Origin of the sequence: Pleurocapsa sp. PCC 7319 (genome assembly GCF_000332195.1) — a bacterium.
Taxonomy (GTDB): Bacteria; Cyanobacteriota; Cyanobacteriia; order Cyanobacteriales; family Xenococcaceae; genus Waterburya.
This window is the reverse complement of the sequence record NZ_KB235920.1, coordinates 1-23340: the sequence shown is the minus strand read 5'-3', so window position 1 is coordinate 23340 and position 23340 is coordinate 1. Positions and strand designations below refer to the sequence as shown.

Annotated in this window: 14 protein-coding genes; 9 read left to right on the top strand and 5 right to left on the bottom strand. The window is 37.8% G+C overall.

Annotation, left to right across the window (positions count from 1 at the left end; translation table 11 throughout):
* The first annotated feature begins 42 nt into the window (after positions 1 to 42).
* The 5 genes from PLEUR7319_RS0103805 to PLEUR7319_RS0103785 all read left to right on the top strand — a co-directional run bounded on the left by PLEUR7319_RS0103805 (position 43) and on the right by PLEUR7319_RS0103785 (position 11541).
* Positions 43 to 2019 carry an NHLP bacteriocin system secretion protein gene (locus PLEUR7319_RS0103805; protein ID WP_019503874.1) on the top strand — a complete coding sequence of 659 codons (1977 nt, stop codon included), beginning with the start codon at positions 43 to 45 and terminating at the stop codon, positions 2017 to 2019.
* Positions 2006 to 4240 (top strand): NHLP family bacteriocin export ABC transporter peptidase/permease/ATPase subunit, encoded by a 2235-nt coding sequence (locus tag PLEUR7319_RS0103800; RefSeq protein WP_019503873.1) that lies wholly within the window; start codon positions 2006 to 2008, stop codon positions 4238 to 4240. Before PLEUR7319_RS0103805 ends, PLEUR7319_RS0103800 begins: the two co-directional genes overlap by 14 nt.
* Positions 4241 to 4258: 18 nt before the next feature.
* Entirely contained in the window at positions 4259 to 7153 is a 2895-nt protein-coding gene (locus PLEUR7319_RS0103795; RefSeq protein WP_019503872.1) for an NHLP bacteriocin export ABC transporter permease/ATPase subunit, read from the top strand.
* Between the two features lie 142 nt (positions 7154 to 7295).
* Positions 7296 to 10931, top strand: coding sequence for an AAA-like domain-containing protein (locus PLEUR7319_RS34180; protein ID WP_019503871.1), 3636 nt, complete (start codon positions 7296 to 7298; stop codon positions 10929 to 10931).
* Between the two features lie 31 nt (positions 10932 to 10962).
* Positions 10963 to 11541, top strand: coding sequence for a fasciclin domain-containing protein (locus PLEUR7319_RS0103785; protein WP_051044386.1), 579 nt, complete (start codon positions 10963 to 10965; stop codon positions 11539 to 11541).
* 55 nt (positions 11542 to 11596) lie between these two features.
* Here the strand turns inward: PLEUR7319_RS0103785 and PLEUR7319_RS0103780 are convergent, their stop codons facing one another.
* Positions 11597 to 14344, bottom strand: coding sequence for a CHAT domain-containing protein (locus tag PLEUR7319_RS0103780; RefSeq protein WP_026102286.1), 2748 nt, complete (start codon positions 14342 to 14344; stop codon positions 11597 to 11599).
* A 72-nt stretch (positions 14345 to 14416) separates the two neighbouring features.
* On the opposite strand from PLEUR7319_RS0103780, the gene PLEUR7319_RS34175 reads away from it, so the two are divergent.
* A complete protein-coding gene (locus tag PLEUR7319_RS34175) occupies positions 14417 to 14623 on the top strand; it encodes a type II toxin-antitoxin system ParD family antitoxin (RefSeq protein WP_036798631.1) in 207 nt (68 codons plus the stop codon).
* Here the strand turns inward: PLEUR7319_RS34175 and PLEUR7319_RS0103770 are convergent.
* The 3 genes from PLEUR7319_RS0103770 to PLEUR7319_RS0103760 form a co-directional block, all read right to left on the bottom strand.
* Positions 14611 to 15852: a hypothetical protein gene (locus tag PLEUR7319_RS0103770; RefSeq protein WP_019503788.1), complete on the bottom strand. Its 1242-nt coding sequence runs from the start codon at positions 15850 to 15852 to the stop codon at positions 14611 to 14613. The genes PLEUR7319_RS34175 and PLEUR7319_RS0103770 overlap by 13 nt on opposite strands.
* A gap of 123 nt (positions 15853 to 15975) precedes the next feature.
* Positions 15976 to 16290, bottom strand: a complete 315-nt coding sequence (locus PLEUR7319_RS34170) for an IS630 transposase-related protein (RefSeq protein WP_019503867.1) — start codon at positions 16288 to 16290, stop codon at positions 15976 to 15978.
* 138 nt (positions 16291 to 16428) lie between these two features.
* Positions 16429 to 18519, bottom strand: coding sequence for an alpha/beta fold hydrolase (locus PLEUR7319_RS0103760; RefSeq protein WP_144054245.1), 2091 nt, complete (start codon positions 18517 to 18519; stop codon positions 16429 to 16431).
* 297 nt (positions 18520 to 18816) lie between these two features.
* Here PLEUR7319_RS0103760 and PLEUR7319_RS37755 point away from each other — a divergent pair, with 297 nt between their 5' ends.
* Positions 18817 to 19818, top strand: coding sequence for an META domain-containing protein (locus PLEUR7319_RS37755; RefSeq protein WP_019503865.1), 1002 nt, complete (start codon positions 18817 to 18819; stop codon positions 19816 to 19818).
* A 104-nt stretch (positions 19819 to 19922) separates the two neighbouring features.
* On the opposite strand, the gene PLEUR7319_RS0103750 is transcribed toward PLEUR7319_RS37755, so the two are convergent.
* Positions 19923 to 20450: a hypothetical protein gene (locus PLEUR7319_RS0103750; RefSeq protein WP_019503864.1), complete on the bottom strand. Its 528-nt coding sequence runs from the start codon at positions 20448 to 20450 to the stop codon at positions 19923 to 19925.
* 564 nt (positions 20451 to 21014) lie between these two features.
* Between PLEUR7319_RS0103750 and PLEUR7319_RS34160 the strand changes: the two genes are divergently transcribed.
* Both PLEUR7319_RS34160 and PLEUR7319_RS34155 read left to right on the top strand, forming a co-directional pair.
* A complete protein-coding gene (locus PLEUR7319_RS34160) occupies positions 21015 to 22127 on the top strand; it encodes a VanZ family protein (protein ID WP_019503863.1) in 1113 nt (370 codons plus the stop codon).
* Between the two features lie 342 nt (positions 22128 to 22469).
* Entirely contained in the window at positions 22470 to 22973 is a 504-nt protein-coding gene (locus PLEUR7319_RS34155; RefSeq protein ID WP_256380622.1) for a transposase family protein, read from the top strand.
* Positions 22974 to 23340 lie beyond the last annotated feature (367 nt).

The window sequence follows — 23340 nt, the reverse complement described above, 5'->3', positions numbered from 1 at the left end:
CAAAGATAAAAACAATGTCTTTAATTTTCTTATCATCCTAAAATGAGCGATAAAATCGTTAGGTTAATTTCATCTAATTCAGATAAAAATTCTCGTAGTCTTAAGATTCGCGTACTAATTGTAGACGACCAAAATTTAGTACGTCAGAGACTTAAACTGTTAATAGAAACTGAAGCAGATTTGGAAGTAGTAGGGACTGCCGAAGATGGCGAAATCGCGATCGAGCAAATAGAGTCATTAAAACCTGACGTCATTCTGCTCGATCTGGAAATGCCGAGAATGAATGGAATCAAAGTAACCAGAATCATCTCAAAACGCTTTCCTGAATGTCGAATTTTGATTCTTAGTTCTCACGAAACCAGTGAATATATTGATCGGGCTATAGATGCGGGGGCAAGGGGGTACTTACTAAAAAATGCTCCTATAGAAGAGTTAAATAATGCAATTCACTCAGTAAACAGAGGATATTTCCATTTAGCTCCAGGATTATGGGAAAAATTTCATCAGAATAAATCCCAAACGACTTTAGAAACTCCAGCATCCAAGATACAAATAAAAAATAGTTCTACTCAATCGCCTCCTCAAGAAAGCAAATTGTTTCGCCAAAAATCTCTAGAACGTTTGGCATCTCCCGAAAAACTCGACCTGTTGATGCGGGTAGTCAATCCCAAAAGCTGGCTGCCCTTGGCGACTCTTGGTTCTTTAATATTGGCAGCAGGGATTTGGAGCGTTTATGGGAAGCTTCCTGTAACGGTAGAAGGTCGAGGTGTTTTGATTTTTCCCAGTAAAGTCGTGCCTCTTCAAGCCAAAAGTACGGGACAATTATTAGAACTCAAAATTAGACCAGGAGATCAAGTCAAAAAAGGAGAAGTCATTGCTACCATAGCTCAGATAGATCTTCGCAAACAATTAGAATTAGCTCAAGCTAAATTAATTCAGTTACAAAATCAAGATCGCGATATTAATCTGCTGCAAAACCAACGACAAGATCGGGATTTAGAGTCGATATCGGAACAGCGTCAGACTTTAGAACAAAGATTAAACATTTTAGAAGAACTTACCCCAACTTTAAGAGATAAAGGGTTAGTATCCATAGAACGCGATCGCGAGGCTGTTAAAACTCGCTTAAAAACTTTGAGGGAATTATTACCCACCTTTGAACAAAGATTAAAGACACGAAAGAGGCTATTTGATGAAGGAGCAATCTCCGATGACGTACTTTTGCAGGCGAGACAAGAATATTTCGATAACACCGCCCAGATTAGCGAGGCTGAATCTCAACTAAAGCAACTAGATGTCAAAGAAGCAGATGCTTTAAAAGAATATCTTTCAAATTTAAACGAAATTAAAAATATTAAAGCTCAATTACAAGAGCTTCGGAGTAAAAAAGCTAATCTCGCCCAACAAGATTGGGAAAATTCTAATAACCGCACTAAAGAAATACAGGAAACTGAGCGAGAAATTGCTCGATTATCCGAACAAATTACAGATAATAGCCAAATTATTAGCCAACATAACGGCAAAATCTTAGAAATTACCACCAATCTCGGTCAAGTAGTTCAGCCAGGCAATCGTATTGCCAATATAGATATCGATAATCCAAGGGGCAAAATGGTGGGAATTACCTATTTTCCCGTTGAAGATGGCAAAAAAATTCAGCCAGATATGAATATTCAAATTACCCCTCAGACAATTAAAAGAGAAAGATTTGGCGGTATTATAGGGGAAGTTAAGCGAATTTCACCCTTTCCCATTACGAAAGAAGCTGCTGCCAATATTGTTGGCAATCCCGAAGTGGTTGAAGGTTTAGTGTCAAAAGACCGACCGGGATTAATGCAAGTATCTGCTACTCTGCAATCTGATGCCAATACTTATAGTGGCTATCGGTGGTCTTCTTCTTCTGGACCAAACTTAAAAATTTCCCCTGGAACTACAACTATTGCTCGCGTCAAGGTAGAGGAAAGGTCACCTATTAGTTATGTTATTCCTTTATTGAGGTCGGTCAGTGGTATCTACTAATTCTACTTTAAATCTCTCTAATCCTTGGCAACAACTCCAGAAACTATTGCCATCTCGTCGGCGACGCGTCAAAACTCCTACTCTCCTGCAAATGGAAGCGGTGGAGTGTGGTGCTGCTACTTTGGGGATAATTATGTATTATCTCGGTCAAATAGTACCATTACCAGAGCTACGAAGAGAATGTGGCGTTTCGAGGGATGGTTCTAAAGCTTCGAATATGCTCAAAGCTGCCAGACGTTATGGGTTGGAAGCTAAAGGCTTTAAAAAAGAACTAGCTCAGTTGCGAGAACTTCCCTTACCCTATATTGTGTTTTGGAACTTCAATCACTTTTTAGTCGTAGAAGGTTGGGGTAAAGAAAAAGTTTATCTCAACGATCCTGCTACAGGACCTTGCACTGTTTCTCTACAGGAATTCGACGAGGCATACACTGGTGTAGTCCTGGTAATCCAACCAGGAAAAGAATTTAAAAAAGGCGGCCGTAAAGCGAGTATGCTGCTAGCTATCTGGTCGCGACTTAAAGGGACAACAGGAGCACTGGCATACTGTATGTTAGCGGGATTTTTACTCACTTTAGTAGGGTTGGTAGTTCCTGTATTCACTCAAGTATTCATCGATGAAATCTTAATTCAAGGAAGACAACATTGGCTGCGACCCCTACTATTAGCAATGGCGATCGCGGCTATCTTTCAATGTGGTTTAACTTTATTGCGATTGCGCTATTTACGTCGTCTTAAAATCAAACTGGCTGTGGGAATGTCGAGTCGTTTTCTCTGGCATATTTTAAGACTTCCCGTCAGTTTTTATGCTCAAAGATTTGCAGGAGAAATTAGTAATAGAACTAATTTAAACAATCAAGTTGCCGATATTCTCTCAGGACAGTTAGCAACCACCATCATCGATACAGTGATGCTTGGTTTTTATGTCATAGTCATGAGTCAGTATGATTTGGTATTGACAGTTATCGTATTTGGTTTTGCTGCGATTAATGTAATCACTCTTCAAAAGATTTCTCGCCAACGTAAAGATGCTAATCAGCGATTAATTCAAGACTATGGTAAAGCCGCAGGTACCTCTATTGCTGCTCTACAAAGTATTGAAAATATTAAAGCTTCGGGTTTAGAGTCGGATATTTTCGCTCGTTGGTCAGGATACTACACCAAAGCAATTAATTCTCAACAGGAATTGGGAGTTACAAACCAGACTTTATCAGTATTACCCGTATTGTTGTCTTCACTCTCAACAGCTTTTCTTCTTGCTGTTGGTGGATTGAGAGTTATGGATGGGCATCTCAGTATTGGGATGCTAGTAGCTTTTCAAAGTATGATGGTAAACTTTCAACAGCCTGTCAATAATTTAGTAAGTTTTGGTAGAACTCTTCAGGAATTAGATGGTAATTTAATTCGTCTGGATGATGTGTTAGATAATCCTACTGATACAGGATTAGAGCACCGACTCAGAGAAGCAAACAATAGAGAAATTTCATCAACGCCCAAGTTAGAAGGACACTTAGAATTAAAAGATCTAACTTTTGGCTATAGTCGTTTGGAGGCACCTCTAGTTGAAAACTTTAGCCTCAAATTAAAACCAGGACAAAGAGTTGCCCTAGTTGGTGGTAGTGGTTCTGGTAAGTCTACCGTTGCCAAATTAGTTAGCGGACTTTACGAACCTTGGTCGGGAGAAATTTTGCTCGACAATCAACCAAAATCTCTAATCTCTAACCAGTTATTAACTAACTCTTTAGCTATGGTTGAACAAGATATATTGATGTTTTCAGGAACGGTAAGAGATAATCTAACTCTTTGGGATACAACTATCCCTGACAAATATATCAAGCAGGCTTGTCAAGATGCCTTGATTGACGATGTCGTCCAATCCCTACCTGGAGGATACAACGCAGAATTATTAGAGGGGGCAGCTAATCTAAGTGGCGGACAAAGACAACGATTGGAAATCGCCCGCGCTTTAGTGAATAATCCTTCGATTTTAATTATGGATGAAGCTACCAGTGCCTTGGATGCGGAAACGGAAAAGATGGTAGACCACAACCTAAGACGCAGAGGATGCACTTGTCTAATTGTGGCTCACCGTCTAAGCACTATCCGTGACTGTGATGAAATTATCGTTCTCGATCGCGGCAAGATAGTCCAGCGGGGTACTCACGAAGAGTTATCTCCACAAAAAGGAATTTACGCACGGTTGATTAAAAGTGGACTGACATAACTAAAATTAAATTGACCAATGATTAATAAACAGGATTTACCAGGACAAATATCCAAAATACGAGGTAACGAACCGATATTGCTAAACGATCCACAGACAGTATGGTTAGTTCGAACTGGAGCGATCGCTATCTTTATGGTAACAGTACAAGATGATTTAATTCTGGGCAATCGCCGTTATTTGTTTAACTGCGAACCCAATGAAGCTCTTTTTGGTACAATTCCTAGTCTTGGTAAAACCGACAGTCAAATACTGGCAGTCCCAATTGGTGAAACAGAATTATTAAAACTAGATCGAGAATTTCTCAATTGCTTGGTTAGTAATGCAGATATTCGAGTTGACACGTGGATAAAAAACTGGCTGGATAAATTTAGCGATGTTCTTGCCACTATTTCTCTGCCACCAATTCAAGTAAAAGCAGAAACTCAGGAACGCTTTTCTCTAAGTAACGGTCAAACTTGGCAACCAGAAGCAGATAGGGTGGTTTGGATTAAGATTCAACAGGGCTATTTACGCTGGCTAGGTTGGGAAGAACTCACACTGACTAATGCGACTGTAACCATGCCTATCAACGATGCAATGTGGTTATCAGCAGATGGTGCAGTTCAGTTAACAACTCATACTACCAAGAAACTGCAAGATACCAATACTTTACTTTTAGGTTTATCTCAACTCCATAAACTGCTGCTCAATTACGTTAAGTTTCAAACTCAACAAGAACATACTGAAGAACTACAGAGATTAAAAGATCGAGAAAGCCTCAACAATCGAATAACTGTAACTGCTTTAAGAGAGTTAGCATCGCCCTTGATGTCCCAATCAAACGAACTATCGAGCGGTGATGCACCATTGTTAGTAGCTGCTGGTGCAGTGGGAAAAGTTTTAGGAGTTACTATTAGACCTCCTTCTGTTTCAGAAGATCTTGATCGAGTTAAAGAGCCTTTAGAAGCGATCGCTCGTGCTTCTCGTTTACGAGTGCGACAGGTTTTACTTCGAGATAAATGGTGGTTGACTGATTGTGGGGCATTAGTAGCTTACAAAAAAGAAATACCCGTAGCACTTTTGCCTGTCAAAAGCGATCGCTATGAAATGTTAGATCCCACAACTCAAACTCGTATTTTAGTTAACAAAGAAAATGCAGTCACTCTAAACCCGATGGCATATATATTTTATCGTTCTTTACCCGATAAAGCTCTTAATGTAATTGATGTGCTGCGATTCGCTCTTTCTGGTAGAGTGAAAGACCTCATAGTAATTATTTTAACAGGGATTGCAGCCACATTATTAGGAATGCTAACACCTCATGCTACGAGGATTCTAATCGATAATGCCATTCCCGACAGCGATCGCGGATTACTCTTACAAATTGGTGGTGGTTTAGTTTTAGCAGCGATCGCTATCTCCTTATTCCGACTCACCCAAGGGTTCTCTTTACTGCGAGTAGAAACAACCTCTGATGCTTATACCCAAGCTGCGGTATGGGATCGTCTGCTCAACTTACCAGTATCTTTTTTCCGTCATTATACTACTGGAGACTTGCAGTCTCGTGTCAGTTCCGTAAGTACTATTCGCCGTCATTTAGGAGGTAATACTCTCATCCAACTGATTACAGGATTGTTTGGGTTACTTAATTTAGTACTACTATTTTACTACAGCGTTAAATTGGCTTTAGTTGCAGTAGCTGTGGCGTTTATAGTTGCAATCATAACATCTATTTCTGGTGTCATTTTGGTACGCAAAGTTCGTCCTCTACTAGAGCTTGAAGGTAATATCTTCGGACAGATTGTTCAACTAATCAACGGCATATCCAAATTAAGGGTAGCAGGGGCAGAAAAACGCGCTTTTGCAGCTTGGAGTAAAAACTATAGTCAGCAAATTCAGCTAGAATTAAGCACTCAACTGGTAGAAGATATAGTGGCAGTATTTAATACCGTCATCCCGACAATTATTTCTGGGGTATTGTTTTGGTTTACTCTTAAATTACTCACAGATGCTCAAACCCAAGGTCAAATTGGTCTAACAGTCGGGACTTTTTTAGCTTTTAATACCGCATTTAGAACCTTTCTTCAGGGGGTCACCAGCGTTAGTAATACGGTCACAAACACTTTAGAAGTTGTTCCCCAATGGCATCGTGCCCAACCAATTTTAAAAACAATTCCAGAGATAGAACTTACCAAAGCCGATCCAGGCAAACTCATTGGTAGAATTAACATTGAGCATGTTTCATTTCGCTATCGCCCAGACATTCCTCTTACCCTAGAAGATATCAACATTCAGATCGAGCCAGGGGAATTTATTGCGCTTGTAGGCAGTTCTGGTAGTGGGAAATCAACACTTCTAAGATTACTACTTGGTTTTGAAACCCCAGAAGAGGGAAGTATTCACTACGATGGTCAAGATTTAACTGGTTTAGATATTAGTGCTGTTCGTCGACAATTAGGAGTTGTGTTACAAAATGGCAAAATTATGTCAGGTCCTATTTTTGATAATCTGGCTGGAGGGGCGCGAATAAACCTGGAAGAAGCTTGGAATGCTTCTAGAATGGCCGGTTTAAAAGACGATATTTCCAAAATGCCTATGGGAATGCACACCGTAATTAGTGAAGGAGGAGGCAATCTTTCAGGAGGACAAAGACAACGACTATTAATTGCCAAAGCTTTGGTTCTCAAACCTAATATTCTTTTCTTCGATGAGGCTACAAGCGCTTTAGATAATAAAACTCAGGCAATTGTCAGCGACAGCCTGGATAAACTTCAGGTAACTCGTATTGTTATCGCTCATAGACTTAGTACTATTCGTAAAGCAAATCGCATTTATGTATTGCAATCAGGTAGAGTTATTCAGCAGGGTAGCTTTGATCAATTAGTTAATACTCCAGGAGTCTTTGCTAATTTAATGCAAAGGCAAATGTAAATATTCTTTATTCTTGGTAGGGAGAACTTTTAAACAGACTGACATTAAGTATCTTCATCTTCTGTATAACTGGGATCATAAAATAGTTTGTGTCAAAAGTTAAAAGAAGATCAAAAGAAACAATTAACTAAGGCACAGATTAATGAATACAATTAAGTATCAGCTAGGAGGAACTCTAGAAATAGATAGCCCTACCTATGTTAAACGCCAAGCAGATGAACAACTTTTCCAAGCTCTTAAAGAAGGTTCATTTTGCTACGTACTTAATTGCAGACAAATGGGAAAATCCAGTCTTTCACTTCAAACAAAAAAAAGATTAGAAGAGGATGGATTTGCTTGTGTGTTTATTGATTTGAGTAGCACTAATAGAAATATTACAGAAGAACAATTCTATGGGGTTATTGCTAATAATTTACTCAGAAGCTTGGGGCTTAAGAAAGAACTAGACTTAAATCAATGGTGGAGAATTCAAGAATTATTAGCCTCACCAAATAAATTAGCATTATTTATTCAAGATATTATCTTGAAATATATCAATTGCCCAATAGTTATATTCATAGATGAAATTGATTCTATCTTGAGCATTGACAAAGTAGATTCTGATGGCTTTTTCGCATTAATAAGATCTTTTTATAATGAAAGAGCTAATGACTTTAGATATAAAAGATTAAATTTTTGCTTGCTTGGTTCAACTACTCCTTCTGATCTTATTCAAGATAAAAATCGTACTCCATTTAATATTGGAAAAGCAATAAATTTAGAGGAATTTAAACTAAAAGAAGTATCACCTTTGACTAAAGGATTGAAATGTAAGTTTGATAATCCTGAACAAGTTATGGAAAACATATTGTATTGGACAGGGGGGCAGCCATTTTTAACCCAAAAAGTATGCTACTTAGTTCTTTGTGAAGATAATTGTACTAATGACTTAATTGAAAAATATGTTGAAAAAGTATTAAGAGAAAAAATTATTATTAATGGTCTAGATGAAATAAAAGATAGTCCTCAGCATCTCAGAACTATCAAGCATAGATTGTTAAATAATCCAAAAATAACAATTGGTTTATTAAAAATATATCAAAAATTATTAAATGGAGAAGCAGTTAGAACTGATAATTCTCCAGAACAAGAAGAATTACTCTTAACAGGTTTAGTCTTCAAAAGACAAGGTATAATAAAAATTTATAATCGTATCTATAGTGAAGTCTTTAATCAGTGTTGGATAGAAAAAGAGTTAGAAAAACTACGCCCTTATGCAGCAAGCTTAAAGAAATGGTTGGATTCTAAAGAAATAGATGATTCTCAACTTATAAAAGGTGATGAATTGACAGATGCCTTAAACTGGGCAGAAGATAAAATTCTTTCCTCTGTTGATTATAACTTTTTAAAGGCATGTCAGAAAGCTGAAAAACTTCAACTTCAACATAAACTAATCGACCAAAAAAAAGAAAGGTATATTTTAACTGAAGCTAATAATAATTTAAATATAAAAATCCAAAAAGCTGAATTAACTCTAGAAAAAACGAAAAATAATAATAAGAAAACTATTCGATGGAGTTTGGGTATTACTTCTTTACTTATAGTTATTGCTGTTTTTACTATCTTTTATACTCAGCGTAAATTGAGAATAACTCAAAATCAAGTAAGAATAGCTCGAACAGAATTACAGGGAACTAACATTATTAATGAAATTAAAGATAATGAATATTTTGGCAGTAATAGCGAAGGAATGAGTTTATTATCCTTGGCAATGGAACTAGGTCAAAAACTATATCCCTTTGTCAGTAATGATAAACTCTTGCAGGAAAATACTTCGTCTACAATTCTTTCTCTATATAAGATCAATAGTAAGTTTCGAGAAATAGAATTACTTCGAGGTCATGAGAGTAAAAGTTCTATTAAAAGCATAAGTTATAGTCCAGATGGCAAGACAATTGCTTCTGCTTCTGCCGATAAAACCATTAGAATTTGGGATGTGACTACTGGCAATATACTTCAGGTCTTAAATGGTCACGATCGCTCTGTGACAAGCATAAGCTATAGTCCAGATGGCAAGACAATTGCTTCTGCTTCTGCCGATAAAACCATTAGAATTTGGGATGTGACTACTGGCAATATACTTCAGGTTTTAACTGGTCATGAAAACTCTATAAACAATGTGACTTATAGTCCAGATGGCAAAACGATTACATCTGCTTCTACTGATAAAACCATTAGAATTTGGGATGTGGCTACTGGTCAAGAACTCCAGACTTTAAGCGGTCATACTCGTTATGTAAACGATTTAAGTTATAGTCCAGATGGCAAGACAATTGCTACTGCTTCTGCCGATAAAACCATTAGAATTTGGAATGTGACTACTGGCAATACACTTCAGATTTTAACTGGTCATGAAGATAGTGTAGAAAGTGTAATTTATAGCCCAGATGGGAAACAGATCTCTTCTGCCTCTTCAGATAAAACTATCCGAATTTGGGATGTGACTACTGGCAATATACTTCAGATTTTAACTGGTCATGAAGATAGTGTAGAAAGTGTAATTTATAGCCCAGATGGGAAACAGATAGCTACTGCTTCTGCCGATAAAACCATTAGAATTTGGGACGTGGCGACTGATAATACACTTCAAATTTTATCTGGTCATGAAGATAATGTAGAAAGAGTGATTTATAGTCCAGATGGCAAAACCATAGCTTCTGCTTCTGCCGATGGCACAATTAGAATCTGGGATGCTGATGCTACTCCTAGTGAAGAACTCCGAAAGTTCAAAGGTCATGAAGATAGTGTAGAAAGTTTAACTTATAGTCCAGATGGCAAAAAGATAGCTTCTGCTTCTGCCGATGGCACAATTAGAATTTGGGATGTCGATGCTACTCCTAGAAAGGAACTCCAAGAATTCAAAGGTCATGAAGATAATGTAGAAAGAGTGATTTATAGTCCAAATGGGAAACAGATAGCTTCTGCTTCTTCGGATAACACCATCAAAATCTGGGATACTAATACGGGTCAAAAACTTCGAGAGCTTCGCGGTCATCAAAGTTATGTGGAGGATGTGACCTATAGTCCAAATGGGAAAAAGATAGCTTCTGCTTCTTCGGATAACACCATCAAAATCTGGGATGCTAACACTGGTCAAGAACTGAAACAGCTCTCTAGTCATACTAATCGTGTAATGGGTATAAATTATAGTCCAGATGGAAAAAAGATCTCTTCTGCTTCCTGGGATAACACCATCAAAATTTGGGATGTTGCTGCTGGTCAAGAACTCAAAGAACTTCGCGGTCATCAAGGTCATGTAGTAAGTGTGAGCTTTAGTCCAGATGGAAAAAAGATCTCTTCTGCTTCTTCGGATAACACCATCAAAATCTGGGATGCTAACACTGGTCAAGAACTGAAACAGCTTCGCAGTCATCAAGGTTATGTAACAGCAGTACAATATAGTCCAGATGGAGAGACGATCGCTTCTGCTTCTTCGGATAAAACCATCAGAATCTGGGATGCTAACACTAGTCAACTACTTTACGTTCTAAATGGTCATGAAGATAAGATACTAGATTTAAGCTATAGTCCAAACGGTAAATTTATTGCATCTGCTTCTGCCGATAAAACTATCAGAATTTGGCAAATACCAAACTTAGTCAATCAATTAAAGCAAGGTTGCCAAAATCTCAAAAAATACGGTTATTTCCTAGAAAGTCCTAAAGAGTCAGATAAATTAAAAGTTTGTCGAAAATATGACGACAAAATCGCGGGAGATAGAGCTTTAGTTGACCAATAGATAATTATTTAGGCATCTTTAATCTAGAAATATGATGACAAACTCCAACACAAATTTTTCTTTCACCAATAAGTGGGTAAAAAGATTAATCTACACGATTGGTATTGCAGGTATCATTATCTTCACTGACATTCCTGTTTTTCCCCAAGCATCTTATCCTCTCATCAATTTATTTCAACCCAATGCTAATTCTGACTACTTCTACAGAAATGGAAATTTAGTTGATAGCTTGGAGAATAATCCTGATTTTGAAAATCTTGTGGCAGAAATAGAATCGGCAGGTTTAACTGAAAAACTCAAAAAAGAGGAATTGACCTTACTTGCTCCCAGCGATGATGCATTCAATGCTTTATCAGATGATGTATTTGAGAGATTTAGTGAGTCAAAAAATCGTCAGAAAGTACTACAATATCACCTGATATCTGGGAAAGTTAGCCAAAAGGATATCGATCGCGGTAAAGTTCAAACGTTAGCGGGAGAGATGGTCACAATAACTAGTGACAAAAGTGGGTATACCCTAAATAATGCCTTGCCTATATATCCTCCTACTGTAGCTAGTAATGGAGTAATTATTGAAATAGATCGCGTATTACTCCCCCCTGGATTTTAGTTAAGTAGGAGAGTAAAGTAGCAATTAGAATTACTCGCTACTCGCTAATTGCTAGTTACTGCCAGTTGCCTAACAAAATAAATGGAGCCCAAAAGTGGGGATGATTAAACTCTTGATTGTCCATTAGATCGAGCTGTGCTTGACGGAGAACTTCGGCTTTATTAGCTTTATTTTCCCCTGATTTTTGAAGTTGGCGATAAAAATCTCCCATAAATTTAGCGGTACTCTTATCTACTACCGACCACAATGTTGCCAAGGTACTTTTTGCTCCTGACTGCACAGCCAATCCCGCTAAACCAAAGGTAGCTCGCGGATCGCCACTGGCAGTTTCACAAGCACTCAAAACTAAAAGTTTGATCGCATTTTTGCGGTTATAGGTATCATCTCGCAATAGGTCATCGATCTCTTTAATATTGATGCGTTTATCCCAAGCAAGAATAAAGGTGTCTTCTGCTTTAGAGCTAAATTTGGCATGGGTAGCAAGATGTACGATGGGAGAGCCAGAATCTTCAATACTTTGCTTGAGATTTTTTTGGGTGAATTGATTGTTAAGTAAAGAACGTTTAGTCAGTCCAATTTTTTCGATTTGCTCTAACTCTACTGGTACTTCCTTTAAGTCGTTGTAACCGCTGTGAGGTTTAAAATTAGGACGAACTTTACTTAAGCCTGCGGTAGTAGCATCTAGTTGAATCGCTCCCACAGGTTCAGTATCAAAAAGCTGTAATCCTGGTGTTAAAGCTAAGGCATATTTCTCCACTAGATATTGGTTGCCATCGTGCAGTACCGACATAGGAATGTTCCTTAAAGCACCATCTAAGACGAAAGCAATGGTTTTAATTTTATTGGTTGCTAGCTCAGATTCTAAAGGACGAATCACCCAATTATAAGCTTGTTGATACTGAGGTAAATCTGACTTTAGATCGTAGTTTTGCAGCAGTGACGATCTAATTTTTCTTACCGTTTCTTCTAACTCGGCTTGAGAGACTTTACTTGAATATAATTGGGGCTGTCGATCTGGCAGACTTAAAATGATTGCTAATTCATCTGGCAGAATAATGGGATATATAACCGCAGTATTGGGATCGATCGCATCAACTACTTGAGGGTTAACATCAATACAGGCTTCGCGAAAGAAGTTGTTTAACTGGGCTATTTGTAAAGACTCAATCACTTCACGGGCTTGAATTAGCCTCTCTTGAACTTGTTGATTGTTATTTTTAGTATTTAAGCCTTCTGTATATTTGACATCCAGTGCCACTAATTCACGATAGACTGGCTCGACTTCATCTCGAAAAGAAAACTGGACTTCTGGATTGATAGTAGCAATATCTCTTCGCAGGGATTGTAAGGCATCATAGGCTTTGGTGTAGTCGGCGATCGCTTCTTTGATATTATTTTGATTTTTGTGGATACGTCCTAATTGCCAAAAGTGCTGATAACTAAGATCGGGAGCATCAAAACTAGATTCTAAACTCAGTGCTTTTTGGGTAATTTTTTTCGCAGCAGTATAGTCATTAGTGATTTCCTTTAGTTTACCCAGACTCCCCCAAGCATAAGCTTCTAAGCGTCGATCTCCCAATGCCTGCGCTTTTTCAGCAGCGCCAACCAGAATTTTCTCTATGCCGACTATGGAAGGAGCAGAAATCTCTGGATTATCTTGAGCAATTAATTCGATTAAATTCTGTCCGTAGTTAATACTGGCATAGATATTGTCACGATTTGCAGGTAAATTATATTGGCTAATTTGAGCATAAAGCGATCGCCATAATAAATCAGTTTCTTGCCATTCTTCCTGCTCGATCAGAAAATTGAGGCGATTGAGTTGTGCCTGAAGTCTAGTAGCTGGCGAAGTAGCTAAAGACATCACCTGGTTATAAGCCTCTATTGCTTGTTGGCTATATATTTGACTTTTACCTCGAACGTCCCCTGCTTGGATTTGCAATGCTTGGGAGATATTTAAATAACTAAGACTGTTAATTGCCAGTTCTTCGGGGGCATTGATTTTCTTTGCTAGGCTTAGGGTAGTCTTGAGGATGGTTTCTGACTGTTTTGGTTGACCAATAATTAGTAATATATCCCCCAAGTTTCCCAGTGCCGATACTTCGGTCAAAGATGGCTTTGAGGTAAGAGGTTTAAGTTCCGCTTCTAATTCCTTTGGGGTAAGTTGGCTAAGTTGTTTGCAGGTAGAAATATTTTCTAAAAGTAATATATTTAACAGACGCTTGCAAGCACGGGGATATAAACCCAAGTCTTGTAAAGCTTGGGCTTGATTGAGTTTGATTTGGGCAAGTGCTTGAGAAGTACCTGATTGTTGATAAATTTTAGCTGCCTGTTGCCAAGATGCGATCGCCTCTGCCGATTGACCAGTTTCTCGCTGTAATTTAGCTTTAATATCTAATGTTTGAGCGAAAATAGGTAAATTATCGGCTTGATTAGAATTTAATACCTCGATACTTTTTCTAATAGCCGTATCCGCAGCTTGCCATTGAGCCAACTGTTGATTAGTCAAAGACAAATTACTTAACGACATTGCCTGATTTAAACTATCTCCAGACCTAGCAAATTCATTTGCTGCCTGTTGCCATAGGGGTAAAGCTGCCTCAAAATCCTGTTTTTTGTATAGTTCTCGTGCCTTAGTTACTAACTGATTAGGATTTAGTTGGGTTTGCACCATAGCAGAATGCGTCGAGATTTCTGCTACTACAGGAGTCATAGCTATAGCCAAGAAAAATAAGCAGATTAAGACCAGGAACGAATGGACTTTGTTACTGAACTTCATTTTGTTATGAGAGTTTCTATTCATGATGAATAACAAAAATTGGCAATATTTGCCATAATATATTTGTACGCTTAGATTGTTTCCTATTGCAATGCCATGACATCTCTAAACATCTCTCTTCCTGACTCTATGCGTACCTTTATTGACGAACAAATCGCTCAGGGAGGATATAGTACAGCTAGTGAATATATTCGGACTCTAATTCGTCAAGCACAAAAACAAGCAGCTCAAGAAAAGTTAGATTACCTGTTAATTGAAGGTTTAGCCCTGGTTCTAACGGATTTTGTGGATCAACCACTTTGAAGGGTTTGGCGACCGTTCATCGAGCTAGCAATCAACAAATTGTGAAGCCAATTGTGATGATAGCTAAAACCATTGAGATCGCTAAACGGCGATATCCGTGACGAGCATTTTGAGCGAGTTCTAGCTGCGTAGGGATGGAAATTCCAGATCAGTGCCATCGAACGTAGATATAATCTTGCCGACTCCTTGTCACCATGAAAGTATTGCATAGTGTAGAGTAAACGGTCTTGGTGATTCATCAACCGGTCTACCATATTGCTAGTGCGATGAGCTTGGGGAAATTGATAAGCGACTGTGAATTGAGCAGCACGACGGCATAATTGACGCATCTTGCTTAAAGTGCGTTTCCGTCTGATATGTTTTTTGCTCCAAATCAAAGCTAATCGTATTCCTTGCAAGAATTTAGCAGCAGTAGAGGATTTATAAGCTTTCCAGAGCAGAGCTTTGAGCTTGTTTCTTAAATTGCGATAACTGGGGCTTCCTTTCTGCACTTTTAGCACCGCGTGCAAAAAGCACAGTACCAAAGTCACCGTGGGAAATAGATTAAGCCAAGCCTGTTTAGTTCCGTCCCAAGCATCTGTATTGACTGTCACTGGGGTATAATTGGGGTCGAGAAGACGAGCTTCGGTTTGAAATTCTGCGTATCCTTTAGTTAAAGCTGGCGCACTAGCTGATTCGGTCAAGCTAACTCCCAAAATACAGCCAGATGCTACGGTAGTAGGAAGATAAACTCGTGAACCCCCTAACCAAGTATGTTTTTCATCCGCTACCAGATGTGGAGGCAGTTTTTGAGCGTCTTTGATTGTCGTTCCCACAATCGAGGCTCGACCTAAAGACAGGTAAATACGATACCAGTACATGGCATTACGACCGAAAACATAACTTAAAGCGTCAAAAGGCACACCAAATTGTCTTAAATACATTGGTTTGTCTATTTCGTCGGTTTTTCCTACCATATAAGGCATAATGAAGTCAGGACGCAATTGATAGACCTGCTGATTAGCTTTGAGCTTAATGCGGCGCATTGACAGTTCCTGTTTGCTGGAGACCACCCAATCATGAAAGCTGAACCCTGCTTCCATTTCTCTGGGAAAAATTTCAGGATACTTGGCATAAAGTTGCAGCAAATAGGCTCTATAATTGTGATTATTGGCGATTAGTTGTTGATATTGTTCTTCACTGCTAACGGGTAAACAAATACTTTTATCTCCTCTGATAGAAACTGCCATGCTTGAATTTTTACTGAAAATCAATTGATTGTTTGTTGACTTTATCTCAATTTGATTTCTTTTGTGCTTCAAGCCCCATTATCCTGAGTATTTCTACTACCCACAAAATCCGTTAGAACCAGGTCACGGATATCGCCGTTTAGCGATCTCAATGGTTTTAGCTATCATCACAATTGGCTTCACAATTTGTTGATTGCTAGCTCGATGAACGGTCGCCAAACCCTTCAAAGTGGTTGATCCACAAAATCCGTTAGAACCAGCTCTAAACCCACCTCTTTTTTTGGGGTAAATAGCTGCAAGCTCTCCTCTTAAGGCTCTTTTTTCCCATCGAAGAATACTTGTTCTACTAGCTCCAAGCATTCTTGATATTTCTGTTTTGCTTTTGCCTTCTTCTAACAGGTCTAATGCACGTTGCCGCATATCTAAAGAATATGCCATTTTTAGGTTTTATTTTCGATTGTTTAAGGGTTATTATCCCAATTTAGCTTTAATTCTTCAGCGATTCAAACTTATTTCAGTTAGCTATAATAGAAAACTCTATTTAAATACCAGTGCTCAAAAGTTTCAGTGTGACTTTTAGTGGAAGAAAACAGTCAGTTGCCCAGCCATAGCCAGGTAAAAACTGTAAGCGATCGCCACTCCTGCTGTAAAGGAGTAGTAGAATCGCCTTCTTTTACCCCAGTAATGGTGCTTCCAAGAAAGTATCGCCATTACTGCCACAATCACAGAGAGTAAAGCTATCAAAATTGGAATTACATAGACCCAAGCAAAACTGCGGTCTACCCCAACAAAAATGCGAGTGAACCCAAAATTACCATGCCCACCAGAAGTCGCTGTCATCCCAATCTGAACTAACTGAAGTACAATCCAAGACGCACTACATGCTGCTAGCAATGTACCAAACCAAGCTGCCCAAAGTGCCCCACTAGATGATTTTTTGGGTAATTGTCCTTTATGGCGCATTCGAGTAATTAACCAAATGATGAACCAAACTAAAGGAAAGAGCATCAATAAAATAAGTAGCACTAAGCGCCGAAGAATATCTCCCCATGCTAAATCGAGAAGAGATTGAGCTAACCAAGTAGTTCCTGGGGCAATTAAGGTATTTCTCTTCGTAATAAAAGATATTTTTTGCCTATTGGTACAACTGGTATCTAGAGACTGATTAGGGCGATCAAGGAATTTAGTCATAATGCCCGTGGCACAAGAGCCACTCAAAATTGCACCATGTCCGTTGGCAGGAAATATAACATTAGTGTTGTTATTTAAGCCTTGAGCTACTAACTTGCCAAAAGGCGGGGGTGTAATGGGATCAAAGTTCCCATTGAATAGTAGTGATGGAATATCGCTAACTACCAAGTCACGATCAGAGGATTTGACTGCTGGAACATTCCACGCTTGACAAGACTGCTCCATTTCCTGAAAGGTTTGCGTTCCCCAATCTTGGGCAACATCAGAAACACCCTCAACTACTAATCGATCAGCATAGAACTTATCTTCAGAACACTTTACCGAAAAGTAAGTGCCATCAGCAGAATCGTCAGCTCCTTCCAGTAAAGCATTAAGGTAATAAAATTGAGTAATCAGAGAATATTCGCGATCGTGAACTTGATAAATCATGGCGGGCATCACGAATGGTGCACCAGATGAATAAGCCATCTGAAATAACACAGAGGCAAAATCAATTCCTGTAATAGATTCTTGTTTGATGCCCTCTTTACCAACTATTTGAATCGAAGCTGGTGTCTGATTCAATTGATGAAAGGTTTCCTCAAAAATCTGTTTAACATCAGGATACAATTCATCGCAGTCTGCATCATCAGCACAGGCTTGATCAATATTATTAATTAGCCGATCAAGAATTACAGCATACTGGGAATCAATACTAGGATTTGGGGGAACAATGCCATCTACTATCACACTGCGAATAATTTCAGGATGCTCACGCATAATATTGAATACTAATTCGGTTCCGTAGGATACGCCATAGAGGTTAACCTTGTCATATCCTAGGGAGTCTACCAATACTGCAACATCGTGGGCACTTTCGACACTATTGAAAGCTGCTAAATTCACACCTGATTCAGTTAGGCGATCGCGACAAGCTTGTAAAGCTCTTACCCTTACTTCTATTCCATCTTCTGTATCATTGACCTGTTTTAGTTCTGGACAACTTAACCAGGGCTTTGAATATCGATTTCCGCGTTTATCGAATACAATTAAATCTCGATCAGCTCTCAGTATTTCGCCTGTTTCATTATCTGGTGAAGCAAAAGACGTAAAAATACCAACACTAGAGCCCCCTGGTCCTCCCTGAAACATAACCAATGGTTCTGCTGGATTAGGATTAGAACTTTTAACAATAACAACTCCTACTGTAATTGTTTTGCCATTAGGTTCACTATGATGTTCAGGTACGGTTAATGAGCCACATTCATAATCTTTACCTTCCTCGGTACCTGGAATCGGGAAAAGATTACTATTATTAGGTTCAGAATTAAACTCTGAAGTAGCACCCAGTTGGGAACAGGCTATTTTTTCAAAGGCATTGCTTTTAGTAGAACTTATAACTGAATCTGGAGTCTGACTAAACAAAATATTTTGCTCGCACAAAATAAACGAGACAGTTATCAAACAAATTAATAACCAACGGGAAAACCTGTTCATAATAATAATTGTAGGCTTAGATTTTTTAGAGTTAGTAGATAGAGGTAAAGCTAGAATTAATTAATTTAAAAAATATTTTTACATCAAAAAAAATGATTGTTGAAATACTACCAATCGATAAATAATAAAGGCTTTGACTTATTTTTGTAGATATCATTGATTTACTTCATTTTTAATTTTGAAGTCAAATATACTCATTTTAGAAACTCAAATATTTGTTTATAAGTGTTTTTAAGGGAGCTATATTTTTAGGAATAAACTATAACTGAATTGATTCTTATTTGACGGATAAATTTAATGAATACAAACAACTGTTTATCAATTTTGTGTAATTCAGGGCTTGGCTTATTATCAATTGGATTAGCTCAATCGCTCTTCAATCCTCTATTAAGTCCTCCAGCGATCGCCGTTCCACCTCCTGTCTCCGATTCAAATTTAGAAGACCCTTGGCAATTAATGCAGTGGGAAGAAGGTAATACAACCAAACCAGTGGCTAGAGATACAGAAATTACAGTTCAATTTAGCGAAGAAACGATTAGTGGCTCAGGAGGGTGCAATAACTATAATGGTTCTTTTAATATCTCTAAAATGCAATTAAAAGTGGGCGATCTTGCTGCAACTCGTAAAGCTTGTCTGCCTCAAGTGATGGAACAAGAATTCCAATATATGGCTGCTCTTCAAGGAGCGCAGAGATTTGAGATTACAAAAGCAGGTAAATTACGCATATCTTATCAATCTGTTAAAGGTTCAGGAGTATTGGTGTTTGAGCAATCAGGCTCACAAACTAGTAATGAATCATGGCTCGATACAGCTAGTCAGAACTGGAATCTACCTGGTCAAGCCGTTCCTCGAGCTCCAATTCAAGTTGAAGACAATTTACCCTATTGCACTGAATCATTTCGCACTGCATCTCTACCCGAAGATAGATCCGTAGAAATTGGTGGTTGGATGCTTTATGGTCCTGCTCAAGTATTTGGTTCTACTACAATCATCTCAGGGATGGTCAATGCAGATGCTCAATGTCGACCAATGAATTTTCAATATTTTGTCTTTAAAGAAGGCGATTTTGTGGGTACTCTTTCACCTTCTGTGATGAACTCTCATAGCGATGGCAGCCTTTCTCAAATTTATCTCTTTCGAGAAGATGAAATCGTAGCAGTTTTTGACCGCTATCAAGATTCTGATCCTCAATGCTGTGCTTCTAGCGAAACTAGCATGTACTATAGTTTTAAAGAAACCTCGAAAGGTATGGTTCTAGAACCTCAAAATTTTCATACCCTCAGAACTTCCTCGAACTAGAAGCTTTGCTTTTTTGACCAGGAATCATCACTATCTAGTGACGCTCTTGACTTGTGTTTTTTGGTAATTTGCCTAAAAGTAAAAAGTCAAGAGCTGATAGTTATTTAAGAGGGAGGAATAGGAAAACCGTTTGCTGGATTGCAACTATAGCACTCATGACCATCGGGGTCATACCAAAGATTATCGTCTGGGAGAAAGAAAAATCCATCTTGTGTTTTTGGAGACATAGGAAAGCCATTCTCTGGAGAACAAGTATGACAAATCCCCCCATCTGGAGCAATCCATTTTTTCTTTCTCTTATTCCAATAAATGGCACCTGTAGCCTTGTAATGGAGTTCATGCGGGCTAACTTTAATCCTGACAAATTCATTGTTACTGTTAAATAGACAAGTTCCTTTTCTACCAGTGCTATCCAGCTTCCAAGAAACTTCTCTATTCTTTTGACCAGTAATAGTGACATCTGCCATATAGGTGTTGTAACGATCTAGCACCTCATTCTTACACCAGCCAGGACGCTGCTCAGGCAAGTAATTTGAGGCTAATACAGGCTTAATTGTGGCAATAAAAATACTGGGAAAAACTGTTGCTACAACAGTTGAAATTGCTGAATATTTTCGGAATTTCTTGTTCATGAAATTATATTTGGTAATATAGTGATTTGAGAAATTTTAGATTTACCAATATAGGTAATACAATATTAAAAAGCACTAAATATATAGATAGTATTCCCTAGTTAAATTTAACTAGAAAAATTGCAATTTACTGCACAATTTTGGGGCATACTTCTACTTTAAATTTCAATGCAAAAAGCATAAGTAAATCAAGATAAGACTAGTATTTTTCACTAATTCACTTGATCAATCATTGACTTGCATAAGAAATTTATCGTCATAGGACATCTTTATTTAACCTCTTTAACCTATCGTTTCTCATACAAGAATATAGCTCATGATTTTAGAATCGTCGACTAAATTGGAAGTACTACTTACTAACTAGTAGCTAACAACTACTATCATTACTTTAAAAAGTATATAAGCGTTAGTATAATGCTTGAATACACCACTTTTTTGATCAAAATAAAAGAAGTTATAGTGATTGGTTGAGACTGGCTAACTAAAGCCAAGGATAACTGAAAATTACTTTTTGATGGCTCTAGTGAATATTTCTAAAATCAAAAGTTAGTATTCTTATGACTTATGTTCAAAGTTTATTTAGTACCTATTGAGGAAGCTGCATATATTTTCTTGTTACTAGGAATTGGATTACTAATTCCTATTTGTGTTGTTCATTATCGGCGATTTGGCTACCTAAGATTTGATCGTGCTTTAGTCTTCTATTCGTTCTTATTTTATGGTCTTTGTGCTATTTTTCTGGTTATTCTGCCGTTACCTGAAATAACTACAAATTTTTGTCAAGTTCATTCTTTAGCTTCCCAAGTTCAACTAATTCCGCTGCAATTTATAAGAGATACTGTAACTAGAAATCAGATTTCATTACGGCACTTTAACTTGATTTCTATTTTGGAAAGCTCGGTATTTTTACAGGCATTTTTTAACTTCTTATTGTTGATGCCTCTAGGTTTTTATCTGCACTATTATTTTAAAACTAGTTTTAGACTAGCATTGTTGATTGCGATCGCCACTACCGCAACTTTTGAAATGACTCAGCTTACGGGGATTTATGGCATTTATCCTTGTCCTTATCGTTATTTTGATGTAGATGACTTGATCTTAAATACTTCGGGGGCAGTAGTAGGATATTTGATTATGCCTTTATTTCAGTTTTTGCCAAACTTACAGCATCAACCCGAGAAAATTCCCCAGAAAGTAAGTCCGATGCGTCGTTTGGTGGCTTTTGTTATTGATTGGTTTTTAGCTAATACCTTGGCACAAGGAATATCTTCACTATTGTTTGGTGATTGGGAAGGAAAGTATAAGGCTGGAATCTATTTTCTGGTCTATTTTGCTTATTTTATTATCGTTCCCTGGCTATGGCAGGGACAAACTCCTGGGAAAAAATTGGTATTTATTCATCTAGTTCGTGCCAATGGAAAATCCGTCAAGTTTTTGACACTCTGTCTTCGCTATGGCTTGTTAGTATATTTTCCTGTTATTACCGACTTGTTTTTTCACTATCTTTTTGAGCGACAATTAGAACAGTTAGGATATGTTGATGGAGTATCTGGAATAATTTTTCTGAGTCTGATTACTATTGAATTTTTGTGTTTATTTACTTCGATGTTGATTCGCTCAGACCGCCTGGCTGTTCACGATCTAGTTTCAAAAACCCAAAATGCGATCGCTCGTTAGGCTAGGTTATGCTAAATCTGTTTGGTTCTGTTGCAAAAAGTTTTAACGGACAGAAAAACTCTTTGAATAACTGATTTTTCAGACAGCAATCCCAAAAAGAGAATGAATAAAATCTCTTTGTCCTAAAACGTCATGTTTCTCTACATTTTGAACTTGACCTTTACGAATAGCATTCATAATTTCATATCCTCTCAATGTTCGCCATGCTGTATGAAAATATTGAAAATATGATTTATATTTAGCTAGCTTTTTGGGAAATCTATGATCTTGTTCAATTATATTGTCAGGGCTATTTCATTCTAGGTGATATTGTAATTGTGGTAGTGTAAATAAACTAGAAAAGTGAGTGAAATAGCGATAATAGAAGCATTCTCTCGAATGCCAGATCGTAGAAGAAAACAGGGAACAAGGCATTCATTACAATTATGTTTGGCTCTGTTTACACTGGGGGTGACAGCAGGCAACCAAGGCTTTCTTGCGCTCGGAGATTGGCTAAAATCGTACAGTGAAGAATTAAAAGAGTTATTTGAAGTCAGAAGAATCCCTTCTTACAGCACAATTAGGAGAGCATTATTAAATTTGGATTACGAGGAGTATTCAGCTAGATTAGCAAGTTTTTTTGAAATCAAACCGTTAGCAGGTGAGACTTTGGCATTGGACGGAAAAGTGTTAAAAGGCTCATACTTACTTTCGTCAGACAACCCTCATTGTGAGCCACACAAGGCAATCACATTAGTTACGGCTTACCTAGTTGAAAGAGGACTAATCCTAAGACCAGAAAAAGTTAAAAACAAGAGTAATGAAATTACCGCAATACCCAAATTTATTGAGGCTTTTAGCCGTTGAAGGGGTAGTTTTTGCATTTGATGCAATCAATACACAAAAAACTATTGAAACAATTATCAATAGCGGAAATCACTATCTTGCTGCTGTCAAAGGAAATCAACCCAAACTAGATCAAGCTGTAAAAACGAAATTTTGTCCAACATGACAAGTTTTACCAATATTTTTAAAGGTCACGGAAGAATCGAAAAACGCAGAGTTAGTACTGCTTACTGTAAGGATTCAGGTATTAAAAAGAGAGATAAGGTTGCACTCGTTAAGAAAACTGGGTAATGTAACGGTAAGATGAACCAGGAACCTGAGTTAAACGAACTAGAAAAACTCAACCAGTTAGTACAAAAAAGGAACTGGTGAAGCTCATACTGAGTCA

Bases quoted from the DNA above. Each gene is read 5' to 3' on its own strand.
- PLEUR7319_RS0103795 (WP_019503872.1), top strand. From the start codon at position 4,259: ATGATTAATAAACAGGATTTACCAGGACAAATATCCAAAATACGAGGT.
- PLEUR7319_RS0103805 (WP_019503874.1), top strand. From the start codon at position 43: ATGAGCGATAAAATCGTTAGGTTAATTTCATCTAATTCAGATAAAAAT.
- PLEUR7319_RS0103750 (WP_019503864.1), bottom strand. From the start codon at position 20,450: ATGAACAAGAAATTCCGAAAATATTCAGCAATTTCAACTGTTGTAGCA.
- PLEUR7319_RS34175 (WP_036798631.1), top strand. From the start codon at position 14,417: ATGACATCTCTAAACATCTCTCTTCCTGACTCTATGCGTACCTTTATT.
- PLEUR7319_RS0103760 (WP_144054245.1), bottom strand. From the start codon at position 18,519: ATGAACAGGTTTTCCCGTTGGTTATTAATTTGTTTGATAACTGTCTCG.
- PLEUR7319_RS37755 (WP_019503865.1), top strand. From the start codon at position 18,817: ATGAATACAAACAACTGTTTATCAATTTTGTGTAATTCAGGGCTTGGC.
- PLEUR7319_RS34180 (WP_019503871.1), top strand. From the start codon at position 7,296: ATGAATACAATTAAGTATCAGCTAGGAGGAACTCTAGAAATAGATAGC.
- PLEUR7319_RS34160 (WP_019503863.1), top strand. From the start codon at position 21,015: ATGTTCAAAGTTTATTTAGTACCTATTGAGGAAGCTGCATATATTTTC.
- PLEUR7319_RS34170 (WP_019503867.1), bottom strand. From the start codon at position 16,290: ATGGCATATTCTTTAGATATGCGGCAACGTGCATTAGACCTGTTAGAA.
- PLEUR7319_RS0103780 (WP_026102286.1), bottom strand. From the start codon at position 14,344: ATGAATAGAAACTCTCATAACAAAATGAAGTTCAGTAACAAAGTCCAT.
- PLEUR7319_RS0103770 (WP_019503788.1), bottom strand. From the start codon at position 15,852: ATGGCAGTTTCTATCAGAGGAGATAAAAGTATTTGTTTACCCGTTAGC.
- PLEUR7319_RS0103785 (WP_051044386.1), top strand. From the start codon at position 10,963: ATGATGACAAACTCCAACACAAATTTTTCTTTCACCAATAAGTGGGTA.